This window comes from Croceitalea sp. W27 (assembly GCF_055693185.1).
In genome coordinates this window covers 2,167,861-2,185,071 of the sequence record NZ_CM146327.1, presented here as the reverse complement: position 1 = coordinate 2,185,071, position 17,211 = coordinate 2,167,861, and the positions used below count along the sequence as shown (strand labels likewise).

Here is a 17,211-nt window from a genome sequence, read left to right as displayed (position 1 = left end):
TTATTCTGCGTTAGAATCTAAAGTTAGTTTTCCTTTTGAAATGTTTTCAGCTAAAAGGAGTGCATTGTATGCATTGACCATTTTTCCGGATTTTGAAATTTCCGAGAACGATTTACTTTTTGAAGGGTCTCCGGCAACAATTACGGAAGCCTTTGACCGCAGACCAGATTGCATTAATACATTTTTTACCTGAGAAGCCGATAAGTTTGGATAATAAGAGCGGATAAGAGCAGCGACGCCAGCAACCGCTGGTGCGGCCATTGAGGTTCCGCCTTGAAAGTCATATTTATTATTTGGCATAGTGGAATAGATATCGTCACCAGGAGCGAAAACATCTACATTGGCATTACCATAATTGGAGAACGAGGCCACCATTTTAGAACCATAGGCTGGCGCAAGCGCCCCAACGGTAATGACGTTATCGCTTATTTCTGCACCGGCATACTTGTGATCATTCGGAAAATTAGGATTGTTCGAATCATCTAAGTTGGCACCATCGTTACCTGCAGCATGCACAATTAACACATCTTTTGATCCTGCATATTTGATAGCGTCATACACCCACTCTGCGTTAGGCGAAAATGACTTTCCAAAACTACAATTGATAATTTTTGCACCATTGTCAACCGCATAACGAATACCTAAGGCAATATCTTTATCATACTCATCCCCGTTTGGTACCGCACGAATACTCATTAATTTTACATTCTTGGCGACACCGTTAACGCCTTTTCCATTATTGCGCTCTGCTGCGATAATACCCGCTACATGGGTTCCGTGACTTTCATCTTCAACACGGTTGTCTGGATTACCGTTACCATAATTTCTATCGTTAAAATCATAAGGATCATCACCAACAATTTCCCTGCCATTAAATTCTTTGTTGAGGTTATAATTGGCTTGTTCTGTAAAGTAAGTTACACCCTCTGTCAATTCTTTAAGTACTTCATCTATGCTATCTGCATACTGATACATTTGAGATAGTATACCCACATTTTGTTGCATTTGTTCAGTTGAAGGCTTCATGGCCAACAGCTCTTTTTTTGTGTAAGAATCCTTTCCTAATGCAGATTTTACCTCTTTATCTGCGTTTTTAACGGCTTGAAGAATCTGCTCATATTGTTGTTTGTTTTGAAGCGCTTTCGGATATTCTTTATCCAACTTTATTTGCGCTTTTGCCCTTTCTGAGGCATCTCCTACCCCTAAGCGCAGCATTCTTACATATTCCAATTGTTCATTATAAGCCTCTCCGAGAAAATTATACCCGTGTATATCGTCTACATATCCATTATTGTCATCGTCCTTTCCATTGCCTGGCTTCTCCCCCTTATTTGTCCAAAGCACATCATCCAAATCCTCGTGGTCAAGGTCCATACCAGAATCTAAAACAGCAACAATTACAGTTTGCCCCCTCTTATTGCCTATCAATTCATTGTAAGCTTTATCAACACTCATACCAGGAATGGTATCTGTAATCAAGTCTGTGTGGCCCCAATTTTTTTTCTGAGCGTCAGATAAATCTGCAATCTTTAAGGGAACCGTATCGATATTTTCGACAGGGGTCGAAACCAAAGAAGTTGCCCCGCAACCTGCAAGAAAAAGACTTCCTGAAACAAGTGCAAAAAGTGATTTTGAATATGTAGTCATCATAAAATGTATTTTGAATTGTAATATTAGCTTAACAGGTCTTTAAATAAAAATAACTCGTTTAGCCGTGCTCCTTTTTCGGTGTTTTTTAGTGTACAGAGCTCATTGTGAGCATCATGTTCAAAAAATAGAACAAATTCATTTTTTACCGCTTGCTCAAGAAACATGCCTTTTTCATCCATACTTAATAGCGGGCGGGTGTCATAACCAGTTACGTACGGAAGCGGAATATGACCAACAGTAGGCATTAAATCTGCCATAAATACGACAGTTTTTCCTTTGTAATTGATATGAGGTATCATTTGTTTTTCTGTATGCCCGTCAATAAAGAGAATATCAAAACCTAATTCCGATTTTTCTAAAAAAGCATTTGTGCCCCTCTTTACAAATTGAAGCTGCCCGCTTTCTTGCATGGGGAGAAGATTCTCTTTTAAAAATGAAGCCTTTTCCCTAGCATTTGGTTCGGTCGCCCATTTCCAATGATTTTCATTTGTCCAAAACACCGCATTTTTAAAGGCCGGTTCGTATCCAGTTTTGTCTTTATTCCATTGAATGCTTCCGCCACAGTGGTCAAAATGCAAATGGGTCATAAAAACATCAGTAATATCGTCTCTATGAAAACCTATTTTTTCAAGCGAACTGTCTATGGAATGATTACCCCATTTGTAATAATAACCAAAAAACTTTTCCGATTGCTTATCTCCCATTCCGGTATCAATAAGAATCAATCTATCACCATCTTCGATAAGAAGACTACGGGCGGCAATATCGATCATATTATTGCTATCGGCAGGATTGGTTCTCGACCAAATAGATTTTGGCACCACACCGAACATGGCACCGCCATCAAGCTTAAAATTTCCGGTTTCAACGGGATATATAGTCATCAAAAAACAAAATGACGGACAAAATAAGAAAACGAGGTGTAATTGCCTTTAAAACACCCAATTATTGGATGTATTTTAACAGAAATGATTTTTAATTCAAAAAAGCTATTTTTAGGCCTTAGACCAAACCTATTTGAAAAAATTAGAACGTAGCTTATCCCTAACTTCTGTAATTGCCATTAGTATAGGAGGCATGTTGGGCAGTGGTATTTTTGTTTTGCCGGGCATAGCGGCAGCAAAAACGGGTTCTTCAGTTTGGGTAGCTTATCTAATAGCCGCAATCTGTATTCTTCCTGCCGCTTTATCAAAATCAGAATTGGCCACAGCGATGCCTTCTTCGGGGGGCACCTATGTTTATATAGAAAGAGCTTTCGGCCCTTTATTTGGCACTATTGCCGGTTTTGGTCTTTGGCTGTCATTACTTTTTAAGAGTGCATTCGCTTTGGTAGGCTTCGGCGCATATCTTTCCATACTAATTAATATTGATCCGGGACTTACAAAATACATTGCTGTTCTTTTTTTAGTGCTCATTTTGTTCTTGAACATTCTAGGGGTGAAAAAAGTGGGTAAGGTCCAGGTTTTTATTGTTAGCATTAGTCTTACTGCTTTAGGACTTATTCTTTTATTCGGACTTCCTCGAACTTCTTCTGAATTATTAGACCCCTTTTTATTAAAAGGAAAAATGGGCCTGTTTTCAACAGTAGCTTTTGTATATATCTCTTACGCAGGTGTCACAAAGGTTGCTGCCATAGCAGGTGAGATAAAGAATCCCGGCACAAATCTGCCCAGGGCGATGATTCTTTCATTGTTCATTATGACCATTATTTATGTATCAGTAGCTTTTGCTTTGGTGGGAAACCTGCCTTTAAACGAACTTAAATCTGATATAAAGCCCATCTACACAATATCAAAACTTTTAGGGGGCAATGTTATAGGGTATACTGCAGCGCTAATAGGAGTCATTACCCTAATTTCAATGGCAAACTCAGGCGTTTTGGCAGCATCAAGATTTCCATTTGCAATGGCTATAGATAAACTATTGCCAGATTTTATGGCGAAGATTCACAGTAAGTATTTAACTCCTGTTGTGACCATTATCATGACCTGTTTTTTAATGGCAATGGTCATCTTATTTTTAGATGTAGAAAAGATAGCCAAATTGGCAAGTGCTTTTATGGTTATGATGTTTATTTTGGTAAATGCTTGTGTAATCGTTCTTAGGGAAACCTCGGCACAATGGTACAAACCGCCTTACCGTTCGCCTTTTTACCCCTTTGTTCAGCTATTTGGAATTTTTAGCGGGATAGCCCTACTTGTTTTTTTAGGTATAGGCCCGATGCTTGCCATTCTAGGAATTTTTATTTTAGGGTTTATCATCTATTTCTTTTTCGGAAAAAATGCAACAAGAACAGGGATCCTTAGAAAATATGGACATCGCCCAGCCTTGTATCTGCTCTACAAGAAAAAAAGAGACGCTAAAATCACCTATAGAAATAATCAATCGGTAAGTCTTCAGAATTTAGATGGAAAACTAGCTTCAAATGCCGGTGTTGTCGTTCCGCTTTTAGGAAATGAACGTTCACCAGAAATGCTTGTAGAAATTGCCGCTGCCATCAACAAGCGCGAAAAAATACAGGTCGTAAATGTAACCGAAGTCCCCAACCAAACTTTTTTGGACGCCATGGTCGAAGAAAACCCAAGGATAGCGTCTTTAGAACGACGGGTGACCAGACTAGCAACATCACAAAACATCGATGTAGATTTTGAAGCTGCGGTTACCCATGAAATTTCAGACACCATACACGAGCTTAGCAATCAAACCCATTGCGACTGGCTTGTAATGGGCTGGAACGGACGAGCGCATAGCGGTATTTTGGTGAGCAATCCCATCGGGTGGCTTTTGACACATATTAATTCTGATTTTGCACTTTTTAAGGATGACGGTGTTCGTTATATAGGTAAAGTGTTGCTTGCGTTGAGACCCGGCAGGAGAGACAAAAATTTTATTGCAGTGGCCGATAGAATATGTTCTTTTTACAATGCGTCTTTAACCTTGCTACATGTTGTTTCAGAAAAAACGGATAAAGAAACCATTGAGAATATGGAAGAAAACTCCAAAAAACTGCTTCAAAAAGTAGAGCGGCAGAGTATGGTTGTTATTCAAAAAGACGATGATCCTATTAACGCCATTTCAAAAGCATCTGCGAGTTTTGACCTACTTATTCTCGGTACCCCACAAAAAGATAATTGGGTAGATATTTTGTTCGGAACTGGCAAGGATAAATATACCGAAAAATCGGCATGTTCTGTCTTAAGACTTACCATGAGGGATAATTAGCCCTCAAAGCAAATGTATAATCCTTATTTTTACTAAAATTCAAAACCAATGATAGAGCTTGCGGGAATTATTATTTTAGGCATCATTGCTCAATGGGTAGCTTGGCGACTAAAATTGCCTGCTATTTTACCATTAATCTTAATAGGATTATTAGTTGGGCCTATTGCCACTTTATATACTGAAAATGGAGCAAAGCTTATAGAGCCTATTTGGAACGGCGAGAAAGGATTGTTTCCCGGAGAAGGCCTCTATTATTTTGTATCCTTGGCAATAAGCATTATTCTTTTCGAAGGCGGACTCACCCTGAAACGCGCCGAGATAGCCAACGTTGGGCCGGTAATCACCAAATTAATTACTGTCGGTTCTGTAGTTACCTTCTTTGGCGCTGGCGTCGCTGCCCACTATATTTTTGATCTTTCTTGGCAAATATCTTTTCTTTTTTCTGCGCTTATAATAGTTACGGGCCCTACTGTAATTACCCCTATTTTAAGAAATATTCCGCTTAAAAAAGACGTGTCAACGGTACTAAAGTGGGAGGGTATTTTAATCGACCCGATTGGTGCGTTGGTAGCCGTTTTGGTCTTTGAGTTTATTAGTGTTGGCGAAGGAAGTGGTTATACCCAGACCGCGTTGATAGAATTTGGTAAAATCTTATTGTTCGGCACAACCTTTGGCTTCACTTTTGCGCATGCTTTAGCTTTTGCCATAAAAAAGAACTTAATTCCACATTATCTAATGAATGTGGTATCGCTATCTGTTGTATTGTTGGTTTTTGTGGAGTCTGACTTATTTGCCCATGAATCTGGGCTTTTAGCTGTAGTGGTAATGGGTATGGTTCTTGGCAATATGAACTTACCTAACCTTAAAGAGTTGTTATACTTTAAAGAATCGTTGAGTGTCTTATTGATTTCTATCTTATTTATTTTACTAGCAGCCAATATTAATATCAGTGATTTAGAACTATTGATGAATTGGAGAACAGCGGCCTTGTTTGTTTTGGTTGTTTTTCTAATTAGACCGATCGGAGTATTTCTTAGCACCCAAGGCTCTAATTTAAAGCTCAACGAAAAATTGTTTATTGGCTGGGTAGGGCCTAGGGGTATTGTGGCAGCAGGAATCGCGTCACTTTTTGGCTCCAAACTTCTAGCTAAAGGTGAGCCAGGGGCAGAGTATATTACGCCATTGGTATTTATGATTGTATTGGGCACCGTGTTGCTCAATGCGACGACTGCGCGTCTTTTTGCCAAATTGGTTGGCGTATTCTTGACCAAATCTGAAGGAATCTTAATTATTGGAGCTTCTAAAGTATCTCGCTTGATTGCGAATTATTTAAAGAAAAATAAACGCCATGTTGTACTTATCGATAATAACCAGACCAACGTAGAAAAAGCCAAAAAGCTTGGTATAGAGGCAATGGCTGCCAATATTTTTTCTGATTCGTTGACCGATAATATCGAGTTGAACGATATGGGATATCTCATGGCATTAACGGGGAATTCTGATATCAACAAATTTGCCATTGATAAGTTTAAAAAACAGTTCGGTGAAAATGGAGCTTTTAGAATAGTGAATACGGATGAGATGAATGACCCTGAAAACAATCCCGAAGAGGGCTTGTTCTCGCATACCGACGATTTTATAAAACTAACGGATGCAGCAAGAAAATATCCGTCAATAAACGAAATAGAGCTAAAAGATCAAGAGCATTATAACGGGCTAATAGAAATCACGAAAGCCGATAATGATATTATCCCCCTATTTCTTAAAACACCACAAAACGACCTTAAAATTATATCTGCGTTCAGCAAAGAATTTACGGATATTAAAGAAGGTTACAAATTGGTATACTTAGGCAAGGTCTTTGATTTTGAGGAAGAAAACTAATAAATGCTAGTCGTTCAACTTCAGCACCGCCATAAATGCTTCTTGAGGCACTTCTACATTACCCACTTGGCGCATACGTTTTTTACCTTTTTTCTGTTTTTCAAGTAGCTTACGCTTTCTCGAGATATCACCACCATAACATTTTGCGGTAACGTCTTTTCGAAGTGCCTTGGTAGTTTCCCTTGAAATAATTTTGGCCCCAATAGCAGCTTGTATTGGAATATCAAATTGCTGCCTTGGAATTAGCTCTTTCAATTTCGCACACATTTTTTTGCCAATCGTAACGGCGCTATCTGCGTGAATTAATGCTGAAAGCGCATCAACTGGCTGGGCATTTAATAAAATATCAACACGAACCAATTTAGATACCCGCATACCAATGGGGGCGTAATCAAATGAAGCATAACCCTTAGAAACTGTTTTTAACCTATCATAGAAGTCAAAAACAATTTCGGCCAAAGGCATGTCAAACGTTAGCTCGACCCTTTGTGTAGTTAAATAAGTCTGGTTTGTAATTTGCCCTCTTTTTTCGATACAAAGCGACATTACGTTACCCACAAAGTCAGATTTTGTGATGATAGTAGCCTTTATATAGGGCTCTTCTACACGGTCTATGCCAGAGGGATCTGGCAAATCGGTAGGGTTATTCACAACAATTATCTCATCAGGATTTTTTCTGGTAAATGCATGATAACTTACGTTGGGTACTGTGGTAATAACGGTCATGTTAAACTCGCGCTCCAAACGTTCTTGAATAATTTCCATGTGCAACATCCCTAAAAAACCACAGCGAAAACCAAAGCCTAAAGCCGCACTACTTTCCGGGGCGAAAACCAAAGAGGCGTCATTTAATTGGAGCTTCTCCATTGAAGCTCTTAGTTCTTCAAATTCGTCAGTGTCTACGGGATAAATGCCCGCAAAAACCATTGGTTTTACGTCTTCAAAGCCTGCAATGGCATTTTTTGTTGGGCTTGCTGCATCCGTAATAGTATCGCCTACCTTTACTTCACGGGCATCTTTAATACCAGTAATCAAGTAGCCAACATCACCAGCTTTTATACTTTTCTTCGGATGTTGTTCCAGTTTTAAGGTTCCGACTTCGTCGGCAAAGTAGTCTTTATCGGTAGCGACAAACTTTATTTTTTGACCTTTCGTAATTTCTCCATTGATAACCCTAAAATACGTTTCTACGCCTCTAAAAGGATTGTAGACTGAATCAAAAACCAAGGCCTGTAAGGATTCATCAAGGTTTCCCGTCGGAGCAGGAACTCGTTCTATAATAGCACTTAATATTTCCTCGATTCCAATACCTGTTTTAGCACTGGCTGGAATGACCTCTTCGGCATCACAACCTAAAAGATCTACAATATCATCGGTAACCTCCTCGGGGTTTGCACTTGGTAAGTCTACTTTATTGAGGACAGGAATAATTTCCAAATCATTCTCTAAAGCCAAATATAAATTGCTAATGGTCTGTGCTTGAATGCTTTGTGCCGCGTCAACGACCAATAGCGCTCCTTCGCATGCGGCAATCGACCTTGAAACCTCATAAGAGAAATCAACATGACCTGGAGTATCGATAAGATTTAGAATATACTCTTCCCCTTTGTAGGTGTATTCCATTTGAATAGCGTGACTTTTTATGGTAATACCACGTTCACGTTCTAAATCCATACTATCTAGCAGTTGGTCTTGTTTTTCGCGTTCGGTAACTGAGCCTGTAAAGTCAAGCAATCTATCTGCTAAAGTGCTTTTACCATGGTCTATATGTGCAATAATGCAAAAATTTCTAATCTTTTTCATACCAAATGCAAATATAGTTCTTTTGCCTAGCAGGATAGCGAATTATCGATTTCTAGTCGGAAATATTTTCTTAGATTTGATACTCGACCCGAACCTCAAATGAAGAACCCGCTACTTCCCATTTTATTGGCATGTTTCACAATTGGAAGTTGTTTCTCACAAACTTTTAAGATTACAGGAAAGGTTATAAATACAGAGAACGAAGTACTTCCTTTTGCCAACATTCTTCTTTTAAATGCTGTTGACTCCACTTTCGTAAAGGGGACATCTGCTTCTGAAAACGGATTTTTTGAGCTTACCGAAATTCAACCTGATCTGTATTTACTTCAGGCAAGTTATATCGGAAAGGGCTCTAAACCTTTAGCGTTAGATATAAGAAAAGATATTGCTTTAGGGGCTTTAGTAGTACCAACTGTAAGTGAAAATTTAGATGAAGTAGTGGTAACTGCACGCAGACCAACAGTTCAAAGGTTATCGGATAGGTTGGTATTTAATGTAGAAAACACAGTAGTTTCTCAAGGAAACTCATGGGACATTTTAAAGAGTACTCCAGGGGTAATCGTTAATCAAAACGACCTTCAGATTAGGGGTCAGAACGCAACTGTTTATTTAAACGATAGAAAGGTACAGTTATCAGGCCAAGAGGTCCAGGATTTATTACAAGGATTAACAGGAACCGCAATAAAGTCAATCGAAGTAATTGCGAACCCTCCCGCTCGGTATGATGCAGAAGGAGGCCCCATTTTAAATATTGTAACCAGTAAAAGTATTGTCCCAGGTTATAAAGGCAGTGTAAATGGCTCGTTAACGCAGGCGGTATTTCCAAAATTCAGCTTGGGCACAAGCCATTACTATAAAACAGATAAGCTTAATTTTTTCGCTAATTACAGTATTAACCCTAGAAAAGAACTGAAAAAAGGAAGAGAAGGAATAAATTTTAGGGACAATACGAATTCAGTTTTTTCGGTTTGGGATATTAGTTCACAAGAAATAATAAGAACACAAGCGCACAGCGGCACCTTTATTTTAGATTATGATTTTGATGAAAAGAATAGTCTCAACTTCACCTCAAATATTGCTGTAAACCCTAACCAGAGAAGAGAGAAACTAATCGATACGGAAATTAAAAATTCCCAAAATGTAATTGACTCCACTTTTACTACCGATAATGCAGTATCTAAAGACAATACCAATTTGGCATTTGACTTGTCTTATACAACTAAACTTGGCAAAGAAGGATCTCAATTGTCATTTAATGGGCACTATACCAATTATGATGAAGGTTTTGCGCAGCGAATAGACTCACGTTATTTTAACAATAACCAGAGTTTTTTTAGGGATTTTGGATTTACGACAAACTCGGACCAAAATATTCAAATTTTCACAGGACAAATTGACTACGCCACACCTATAGGGAACGCTTCTTTTGAATCTGGACTAAAAATTTCATCTATTCATTCTGAAAATGAAATAGACTACTTCAATTTCTCAGGTTCCAGCACTACCGTAGACGAAACACTATCGGATAATTTTCTTTATGATGAAAAGGTGTATGCGGGATATGTAAGCTTTGTGAAAAACCGGGAAAAATGGTCGATGAAACTAGGTTTACGAGGTGAACTCACCGAAGCAGAAGGCGTCTCTAGAACATTAAATCAGGTAAATAACCAAGATTTTTTTCAAGCTTTTCCGTCTATTTATCTTCTTTATACGGCGTCTGAAAAACACAGCTTTGCCTTTGACTATGGAAGAAAGGTTGAACGCCCCAGATACAATGATTTAAACCCTTTCCGTTTTTTCATTAACGAAAATAATTTTGAAGAAGGCAACCTTACTTTAAGGCCTAATTTCAGCCATAACTTTAATTTCAACTATACATTCGATAGCGAGTTCTTCGTCGATTTTTATTATCGTGATAATGGAGAGTTCATAAGCCGTAGACTTGTATTTCAAAATAATGAAAACCAAACTTTGAGGTCATCAAAACAAAATGTTTTAGAAAGCACTTCTTATGGCTTAGATTTTACACTAAGCAAAAGTATTTTTTCAGCATGGTCAATATATACGTATTTATCTCTTTTTTACGAAGATGAAACCTTTTTGGCGGAAGAGAGCGGTAATCAACCATTTACCAATGAATTAGAAGGCTATTATTTATATTTTGGCAATTACTTTAATTTTTCAAAAGACGGCACCCTAACAGGTGAGCTTTCGCTAACTCATTTTTCTAATTACTTGTTTGGATCTTATATTCAATCGCCAACTACTACTTTAAATGTTGGATTCCGAAAAACGCTGTGGCAGAACAGAGCAGTAGTTTCCGTTGGTGCCGAAGACTTACTAAGAAAGGCGAATCCCCGGTATACTTCCCAGTACTTGAATCAAGATAATTTTTATAGGACTAGATTTGAAACCCAATTCATCAGAGTTGGCTTCACCTATAATTTTGGGAATTTTAGACTTCAAGATAATAAGCGAGGTATCGATAAAAAAGAACGGGACCGTTTAAATGAAGAATAACAACCATTTCTTAATACCCGCTCATTAGAACTCCACAAACACCGAGGCTGACTAAAAGATAGACACCCATAAGTATAAAAAATATTTTCCCTGCTTTTTTCTTCTGCTTTGCAAATAAAATAAGGCCTATAATGAGGAATAAAAGGGCGGGTCCGAACATGACCAAAAAAATGAGGACGACCAAACCGTCTAAATTGCCCACCTCTAAAGAAAAAATCGAAAACATTGTAATACAGTTTAAATTAGTTCACCTATTCCACACAATCCTGCTGCTATAAGCAAACAGCAGCCAGAGATGATTAAGAATATCTTTCCAGGCTTTTTTTGTTTTGCAATGAACAGTATTATACTTATCAATAAAAATAAAATAGTAGGCCCAAACATAAAGAAGCCAATAGCCGAAAAATCATTAAAATACAGCTCTAAAAAGAATATACTCATAGAGATTCATTTTGTAATTCTTTCAACCGTTCAATCTTATCATCCCGATAAAACAGATTCATCGTCTCAAAAGGAATGATTTTATAGTCTTTGTTCACAATATGTACGCAACTCTTTTTAATGGCCCTAACATCGAAGTTATGGGCATCGATAAATTGCATAATGATAATACGAAAGAGATTATCGTATCCCAATTCCGGCGCATCTATTTCAGGTAGGCAGCACATAATGCTTTTTAGATTTTCCGAAGCTCTCTCAACGGAATTTCCCGTACTGAACAATTCAATCATTTTGCCATGTAATTGCTCATCTTGTTCATAGATTATGGTGTTCTTACCTTCGTTCAATAAATCATCTGGATTGATATACCGTGTTAACGGACTCACCTGATCACCCAATTTCAGTGCGTAAGCCATGACCAAGGCATCTGGGTTACAAGGCACAGGAATTAAATCATCGGATTCGAAAATAGGGGATTGCTCTAAAATTTTTCTTCGTACTTCAGTCAGTGTAATTCGATTTTCATCAACTTCAAAATTTTCTAAACGACCGGCAATTTGAGTGGGCTGAAAAGTCACACCACGAATACACTTTTGCTTCAGAGCAAAATCTATGGTTTCTCCCATCTCATGGTCATTCAAACCCTTTTGAAGGGTAACCACCAAGGTGGTAGAAAGGTTTAGTTTGTTGAGGTTTTCTATGGCTTTTAAGCGAGTATCGGCAAGATCCGCGCCACGTAGTGTTCGCAAAACCTGATTATCTAAAGAATCGAACTGTAAGTAAATTTCAAAATCAGGAGCATAGGTCGCCAACCGTTGCGCAAAGGCAAAATCTTTGGCGATTTTAATGCCGTTGGTATTGACCATTAAATGCCGAATCGGTAAGGATTTGGCATAGTCCATGATTTCAAAAAACTGTGGGTGTATCGTGGGCTCGCCCCCACTAATTTGCACAACATCGGGTTCACCCTCATTTTTTACGATGACATCGAGCATCTTTTTGATTTCCCCTAAAGTACGATGTCTGCCGTAAGTCGGCGAGGAGCCCGCATAACAAGTCGGGCATGTTAAATTACAACGGTCCGTTACCTCTACCACGGTAAGACATGAATGCTGCTCGTGGTCGGGGCACAACCCACAATCGTAAGGGCAGCCATAATGCGTCTTTGTATTGAAGGTTTTGGGGTATTCCGAGACTTTGTTATAGTTTCGAATGTTTTTATAGTATTCGATATCATCTGCAATCAGAACCTTTGACCTACCGTGCTCTTTGCAGTTTTTCAACATATACACCTTATCGTTTTCGAAAATGATTTTGGCATCAACCCTTCGAAGACAATCGGGGCAAAGGCTTAATGTAAAATCATAGTAGGTGTAATTTCTTTCCGGCATATTTAATTGCTTGAATGATGGTTTTATAGTAGTATAACCAACAAATTAAGCATAATAGTTGAATGCTGCTCAGGCCTAGAAAGAAAAAGGTATTCGGTTTGAAAAATTCGATACAAAACCGGAATCCGAAATAACAAATCATAAAAATCTTGAACGAAATGCCACTTTCAAAAGAAACGGGTCGCTTTTGAAATTTTCGAATCCAAATAAAAAGAAAGACCAAAAATACGATTTCATAAAGCGCTATGGGATGCCGATTCATACCATCTCCTAAATCCATGCCCATAAAGGAAGAAGTGATAGTGCCATAAGTGAATTCTTTTACCCCAGCTAAAAAACAACCTACGCGACCTATGATAATACCCAAAATAATAGGAAGGGTAAACAAATCACCTGAAGATTGTTTTTCCCCTATAATTTTTTTGGCAAGTTCGACTCCCAACAAACCACCGAAAAGTCCACCCATGATGGTTTTGTTGTTAAGAATGGCTAACCAACCCTGTTCAAGATGTAAGGCCGGATTTTCTAAAAAGGCAACAAATCTAGAAAAGAAAAGTGCACCGAAAATAGCACCGATAATGATTGACAATCTATTGTTCGATGAAATGGGATCAGCACTATTCTTTCTATGGATTACATAATACCGAAAGGCTACAAAGAAAGCCACATACTCTAGTATTAGGTGCATGTTCAATTTAACACCGAATAGTATAGGTTCAAATGGGAGGTCTATTCCTGCCATTCGGCAATGAACAAATTCGTATCGCGGGTACCGCCATTATTGCGGTTACTTGAAAAGGCCAAGTATTTACCATCATTAGAGAAAACAGGGAAAGCATCAAAGGTTTCCCCATGGGTAACACGCTCTAGGTTTTTTCCGTCAATATCAATAAAGTACAGATTAAACGGGAATCCCTTTTCGGCTTCAAAATTACTAGAGAATAAAATTTTCTCTCCGGAAGGATGAAAAAACGGACTCCAATTCGCGTTGCCCAAAAAGGTCAACTGCTTTAAATCCGACCCATCGGCATTGCAAATAAACAGCTCCATTTCAGTGGGCTCTACAAGGCCATCCGCTAATAAGTCTTTGTATTTTTTGATTTCTTCAGGGGTTTTTGGTCGGGAAGCCCTAAATATCAATTTAGTGCCATCGGGGGAGAAAAAAGCGCCGCCATCATACCCCAATTCATCTGTAATTTGTTTTACATCTGAACCATCTAAATTCATAGTGTATAGTTCTAAGTCGCCACTTCTATCTGAAGTAAAAACAATTTTATCACCCTTTGGAGACACCGTAGCCTCTGCGTCATAGCCCACTTCGTCTGTAAGTTGCGCGGTGATATTTCCTTCTAAATCGGCTACAAATATGTCGAACGAATCATAAACAGGCCAAACGTAATTCCCGTTTTTACGAAGAGGAACCTCTGGACACTCCTTGTCAACTAAATGCGTAGAGCCGTAGACATAATGTTTGTTATCGGGCAGAAAATAGGCACAGGTGGTGCGCCCAAACCCGGTACTGATCATTGGTGGCTTTTTATCCTTGAAATTCTCGTCGATATTCATTAAAAACATCTGGTCGCATTCCATTCCCCAATCTTCATTATTCGATTGAAAGATCATTTGCTTATCGTCCCAACTCCAATAGGCTTCTGCATTATCACCTCCGAACGTAATTTGACGAATAGATTTAAAATATTTTTCCTCAGGATAGATGAGCGTATCACTTCCGGCCATTAAAGAGTTTGTATTTTCTTTTTCCGGAGCAGCTTCCGTTTTCTTGGGCTCTGACTTGCAGCTTCCGATTAGAAATAGGAGTATTAAAACAAAAGGAATTCTCATTGCATACATATTATTAGTGAAACCCCAATTTTAAGAGTTTAAAACGAATTAAAATTAGGAAGTTGAACCAATCCTGAAAACTTTCAGGGTCTTTTTATGTTTTATCTTTACGCTGTTTATTTTACAAATATCATGAATAGAACTGTTTTTTACCTGCTAATAATCCTTTTTATATCCTGTAAACAGGAACCGCCTAAAAAGGTCTCTTTGAAAGATGATGTCTCATTTTTAGCGGCCGATAGTCTGTTGGGTCGTGAAACAGGAACTGCTCAAGAACTTATGGCCGCAGGTTATCTGCAAAAGCGAATGGAAAATATAGGACTGCAACCAAGAGGAAACGCTAGCACTTATTTTCAGACCTATTCCTTTAAGCCCAAAACAGACCCACATTCCGAAGTGCAGTATATTTCAGGCGATAGCACTATTACGGGCACTAATGTAATTGGCTATGTCGATAATCAAGTAATGAAAACGGTGATTATTGGAGCACATTACGACCATTTAGGCATGGGTGGACAGGGTTCGCTCTATGCGGATGGGGAGGCAATTCATAATGGCGCTGATGACAATGCAAGTGGTGTAGCCTTGATGCTTCGGCTTGCAGAAAAATTGAAAGATACCTTAGTAGGAAGCAATTATTTGTTCATCGCATTTTCAGGTGAGGAAATGGGGTTGTTGGGCAGTAATTACTTTTCGAAAAACCCGACAATCGATTTAGCTATGGCCAACTACATGATCAATATGGATATGGTCGGTCGCTTGCGCGAAGAAAAGACACTTTCCATAAGCGGAACGGGTACGGCGCCCATTTGGAACCAAGTTTTGAATTCCACCAATCCAAGCTTCAAATTGGTGTTGAGCGAATCAGGGGTCGGCCCCAGCGACCATACCTCGTTCTACTTACAGAACATTCCTGCTTTGCATTTCTTCACTGGGCAACACGAAGACTATCACAAACCTTCCGATGATTTTGAAAAGTTGAACTATGAAGGGATGGAGCTAATCGGCAATTATATTCTGAGCATCGTTGCCGAGCTGGATGACAAGAAAAAATTGGCCTTCAGAACTACTAAAAATGAAAGTGAAGAAGTACCCCGTTTTAAAGTTGGTCTTGGAGTGATGCCCGATTATCTTTTTGATGGAAAAGGGATGCGAATAGACGGTATAACAGAAAATAGACCAGCTTACAAAGCAGGGCTTTTAAAGGGGGATATTGTAATACAACTAGGCGACAGCACAGTTAGCGACATGATGAGCTATATGAGAGCGCTTTCTGCTTTTGACGAAGGAAGCATTGCCAAAGTGGTGGTAAACCGTAATGGGGAAAAAGTTGAGGCGGAAGTAAAATTTTAAATTTCCTTATTTTTGCAACCCCTTAAAAATCAGAATCTAAAATGCCCAAGATAGGCAACATACAATTACCGGATTTTCCATTGCTTCTAGCCCCTATGGAGGACGTGAGCGACCCTCCTTTTCGCGCTTTGTGCAAAGAGCAGGGTGCCGATGTGGTCTACACGGAGTTTATCTCTTCCGAAGGTTTGATTCGTGATGCCGCTAAAAGTGTGATGAAATTGGATATCTATGAAAAAGAACGCCCTGTTGGCATACAGATTTTTGGCGCCAATATGGATAGTATGTTGCAAACCATAGATATTGTAGAGCGTTCTAATCCTGATATTATTGATATTAATTTTGGGTGCCCCGTAAAAAAAGTAGTTTCTAAAGGTGCCGGTGCCGGAATTTTAAAGGATATCTGCCTGATGGAGCAGCTAACGGCAGAAATGGTAAAACGTACCAAACTGCCAGTCACCGTAAAAACAAGATTAGGTTGGGACCACGATTCTATAAAAATTGTCGAGGTAGCTGAACGACTGCAAGACGTAGGCTGCGCCGCTATTGCCATTCATGGGCGTACCAGAGCACAAATGTATAAAGGCGACGCAGATTGGAAACCGATAGCAGCGGTAAAAAACAACCCTAGAATGCATATACCCGTATTTGGCAATGGCGATGTCAATACGCCAGAACGCGCTGTAGAAATGCGGGATAGTTATGGGTTGGACGGTGCTATGATCGGCCGCGCAACTATTGGAAATCCGTGGTTTTTTAAGCAAGTAAAACACTTTTTTAAAACAGGGGAGCATTTAGCACCCCCAACCTTGGCAGAACGTGTAGAAGCGGCTAGAAGACACCTACAAATGTCTATTGATTGGAAAGGGGAAAAGCTAGGTGTTTTTGAAACTCGTCGCCATTATACGAATTACTTTAAGGGAATTCCCAATTTCAAAGAGTATCGAATGAAAATGGTGACCAGCGATGAATCGGCGGATGTATTTGCGGCTTTTGATGAGGTGTTAGAAAAGTTTGGCGACCACCAATTCGTTACTACCTAAGTTTATTTATAAAATTGTCCCCTTGAGGGGACTTTAGGGGTGTCATTCAAAGATTAAATAAACAC

General features: G+C 39.0%; 12 protein-coding genes. 5 read left to right on the top strand and 7 right to left on the bottom strand.

Features of this window, described 5'->3' with window-relative positions:
* Positions 1-1,650, bottom strand: coding sequence for a S8 family peptidase (locus ACZ1GR_RS09860; RefSeq protein ID WP_472608820.1), 1,650 nt, complete (start codon positions 1,648-1,650; stop codon positions 1-3).
* Between the two features lie 23 nt (positions 1,651-1,673).
* Complete coding sequence (locus ACZ1GR_RS09855) at positions 1,674-2,534, bottom strand: MBL fold metallo-hydrolase (RefSeq protein WP_472608819.1); 861 nt, start codon at positions 2,532-2,534, stop codon at positions 1,674-1,676.
* Positions 2,535-2,667: 133 nt separating this feature from the next.
* On the opposite strand from ACZ1GR_RS09855, the gene ACZ1GR_RS09850 reads away from it, so the two are divergent.
* Together ACZ1GR_RS09850 and ACZ1GR_RS09845 are read left to right on the top strand one after the other, a co-directional pair.
* On the top strand, positions 2,668-4,872 hold the full coding sequence (locus ACZ1GR_RS09850; protein ID WP_472608818.1) for an amino acid permease: 2,205 nt from the start codon (positions 2,668-2,670) through the stop codon (positions 4,870-4,872).
* Positions 4,873-4,920: 48 nt separating this feature from the next.
* The gene (locus tag ACZ1GR_RS09845; protein WP_377766966.1) at positions 4,921-6,756 is read left to right on the top strand and encodes a cation:proton antiporter; all 1,836 of its coding nucleotides are present in this window, start codon (positions 4,921-4,923) and stop codon (positions 6,754-6,756) included.
* Positions 6,757-6,762: 6 nt separating this feature from the next.
* Here the strand turns inward: ACZ1GR_RS09845 and lepA are convergent, their stop codons facing one another.
* Entirely contained in the window at positions 6,763-8,559 is a 1,797-nt protein-coding gene (gene lepA / locus ACZ1GR_RS09840) for a translation elongation factor 4 (RefSeq protein WP_472608817.1), read from the bottom strand.
* A gap of 99 nt (positions 8,560-8,658) precedes the next feature.
* Between lepA and ACZ1GR_RS09835 the strand changes: the two genes are divergently transcribed.
* Positions 8,659-11,079: an outer membrane beta-barrel protein gene (locus tag ACZ1GR_RS09835; protein WP_472608816.1), complete on the top strand. Its 2,421-nt coding sequence runs from the start codon at positions 8,659-8,661 to the stop codon at positions 11,077-11,079.
* 237 nt (positions 11,080-11,316) lie between these two features.
* On the opposite strand, the gene ACZ1GR_RS09830 is transcribed toward ACZ1GR_RS09835, so the two are convergent.
* Genes ACZ1GR_RS09830 through ACZ1GR_RS09815 form a run of 4 tightly spaced genes read right to left on the bottom strand, consistent with a single transcriptional unit; the run spans position 11,317 to position 14,762 of the window.
* Positions 11,317-11,520, bottom strand: coding sequence for a hypothetical protein (locus ACZ1GR_RS09830; RefSeq protein ID WP_472608815.1), 204 nt, complete (start codon positions 11,518-11,520; stop codon positions 11,317-11,319).
* Entirely contained in the window at positions 11,517-12,911 is a 1,395-nt protein-coding gene (locus tag ACZ1GR_RS09825) for a radical SAM protein (protein ID WP_472608814.1), read from the bottom strand. Before ACZ1GR_RS09825 ends, ACZ1GR_RS09830 begins: the two co-directional genes overlap by 4 nt.
* The gene (locus ACZ1GR_RS09820; protein WP_472608813.1) at positions 12,883-13,653 is read right to left on the bottom strand and encodes a prolipoprotein diacylglyceryl transferase family protein; all 771 of its coding nucleotides are present in this window, start codon (positions 13,651-13,653) and stop codon (positions 12,883-12,885) included. The genes ACZ1GR_RS09825 and ACZ1GR_RS09820 overlap by 29 nt, the downstream gene beginning before the upstream one ends.
* Positions 13,641-14,762 carry a TolB family protein gene (locus tag ACZ1GR_RS09815; RefSeq protein WP_472608812.1) on the bottom strand — a complete coding sequence of 374 codons (1,122 nt, stop codon included), beginning with the start codon at positions 14,760-14,762 and terminating at the stop codon, positions 13,641-13,643. Before ACZ1GR_RS09815 ends, ACZ1GR_RS09820 begins: the two co-directional genes overlap by 13 nt.
* 123 nt (positions 14,763-14,885) lie before the next feature.
* Between ACZ1GR_RS09815 and ACZ1GR_RS09810 the strand changes: the two genes are divergently transcribed.
* Together ACZ1GR_RS09810 and dusB are read left to right on the top strand one after the other, a co-directional pair.
* Positions 14,886-16,106, top strand: coding sequence for a M28 family peptidase (locus ACZ1GR_RS09810; protein WP_472608811.1), 1,221 nt, complete (start codon positions 14,886-14,888; stop codon positions 16,104-16,106).
* A 41-nt stretch (positions 16,107-16,147) separates the two neighbouring features.
* Positions 16,148-17,146, top strand: a complete 999-nt coding sequence (dusB, locus tag ACZ1GR_RS09805; protein ID WP_472608810.1) for a tRNA dihydrouridine synthase DusB — start codon at positions 16,148-16,150, stop codon at positions 17,144-17,146.
* Positions 17,147-17,211 lie beyond the last annotated feature (65 nt).

Excerpts from the sequence above, each read along its gene's own strand:
- ACZ1GR_RS09815 (WP_472608812.1), bottom strand. The coding sequence starts at position 14,762 with ATGTATGCAATGAGAATTCCTTTTGTTTTAATACTCCTATTTCTAATC.
- lepA (WP_472608817.1), bottom strand. The coding sequence starts at position 8,559 with ATGAAAAAGATTAGAAATTTTTGCATTATTGCACATATAGACCATGGT.
- ACZ1GR_RS09845 (WP_377766966.1), top strand. The coding sequence starts at position 4,921 with ATGATAGAGCTTGCGGGAATTATTATTTTAGGCATCATTGCTCAATGG.
- ACZ1GR_RS09830 (WP_472608815.1), bottom strand. The coding sequence starts at position 11,520 with ATGAGTATATTCTTTTTAGAGCTGTATTTTAATGATTTTTCGGCTATT.
- ACZ1GR_RS09855 (WP_472608819.1), bottom strand. The coding sequence starts at position 2,534 with ATGACTATATATCCCGTTGAAACCGGAAATTTTAAGCTTGATGGCGGT.
- ACZ1GR_RS09820 (WP_472608813.1), bottom strand. The coding sequence starts at position 13,653 with ATGGCAGGAATAGACCTCCCATTTGAACCTATACTATTCGGTGTTAAA.
- ACZ1GR_RS09860 (WP_472608820.1), bottom strand. The coding sequence starts at position 1,650 with ATGATGACTACATATTCAAAATCACTTTTTGCACTTGTTTCAGGAAGT.
- dusB (WP_472608810.1), top strand. The coding sequence starts at position 16,148 with ATGCCCAAGATAGGCAACATACAATTACCGGATTTTCCATTGCTTCTA.
- ACZ1GR_RS09810 (WP_472608811.1), top strand. The coding sequence starts at position 14,886 with ATGAATAGAACTGTTTTTTACCTGCTAATAATCCTTTTTATATCCTGT.
- ACZ1GR_RS09825 (WP_472608814.1), bottom strand. The coding sequence starts at position 12,911 with ATGCCGGAAAGAAATTACACCTACTATGATTTTACATTAAGCCTTTGC.
- ACZ1GR_RS09835 (WP_472608816.1), top strand. The coding sequence starts at position 8,659 with ATGAAGAACCCGCTACTTCCCATTTTATTGGCATGTTTCACAATTGGA.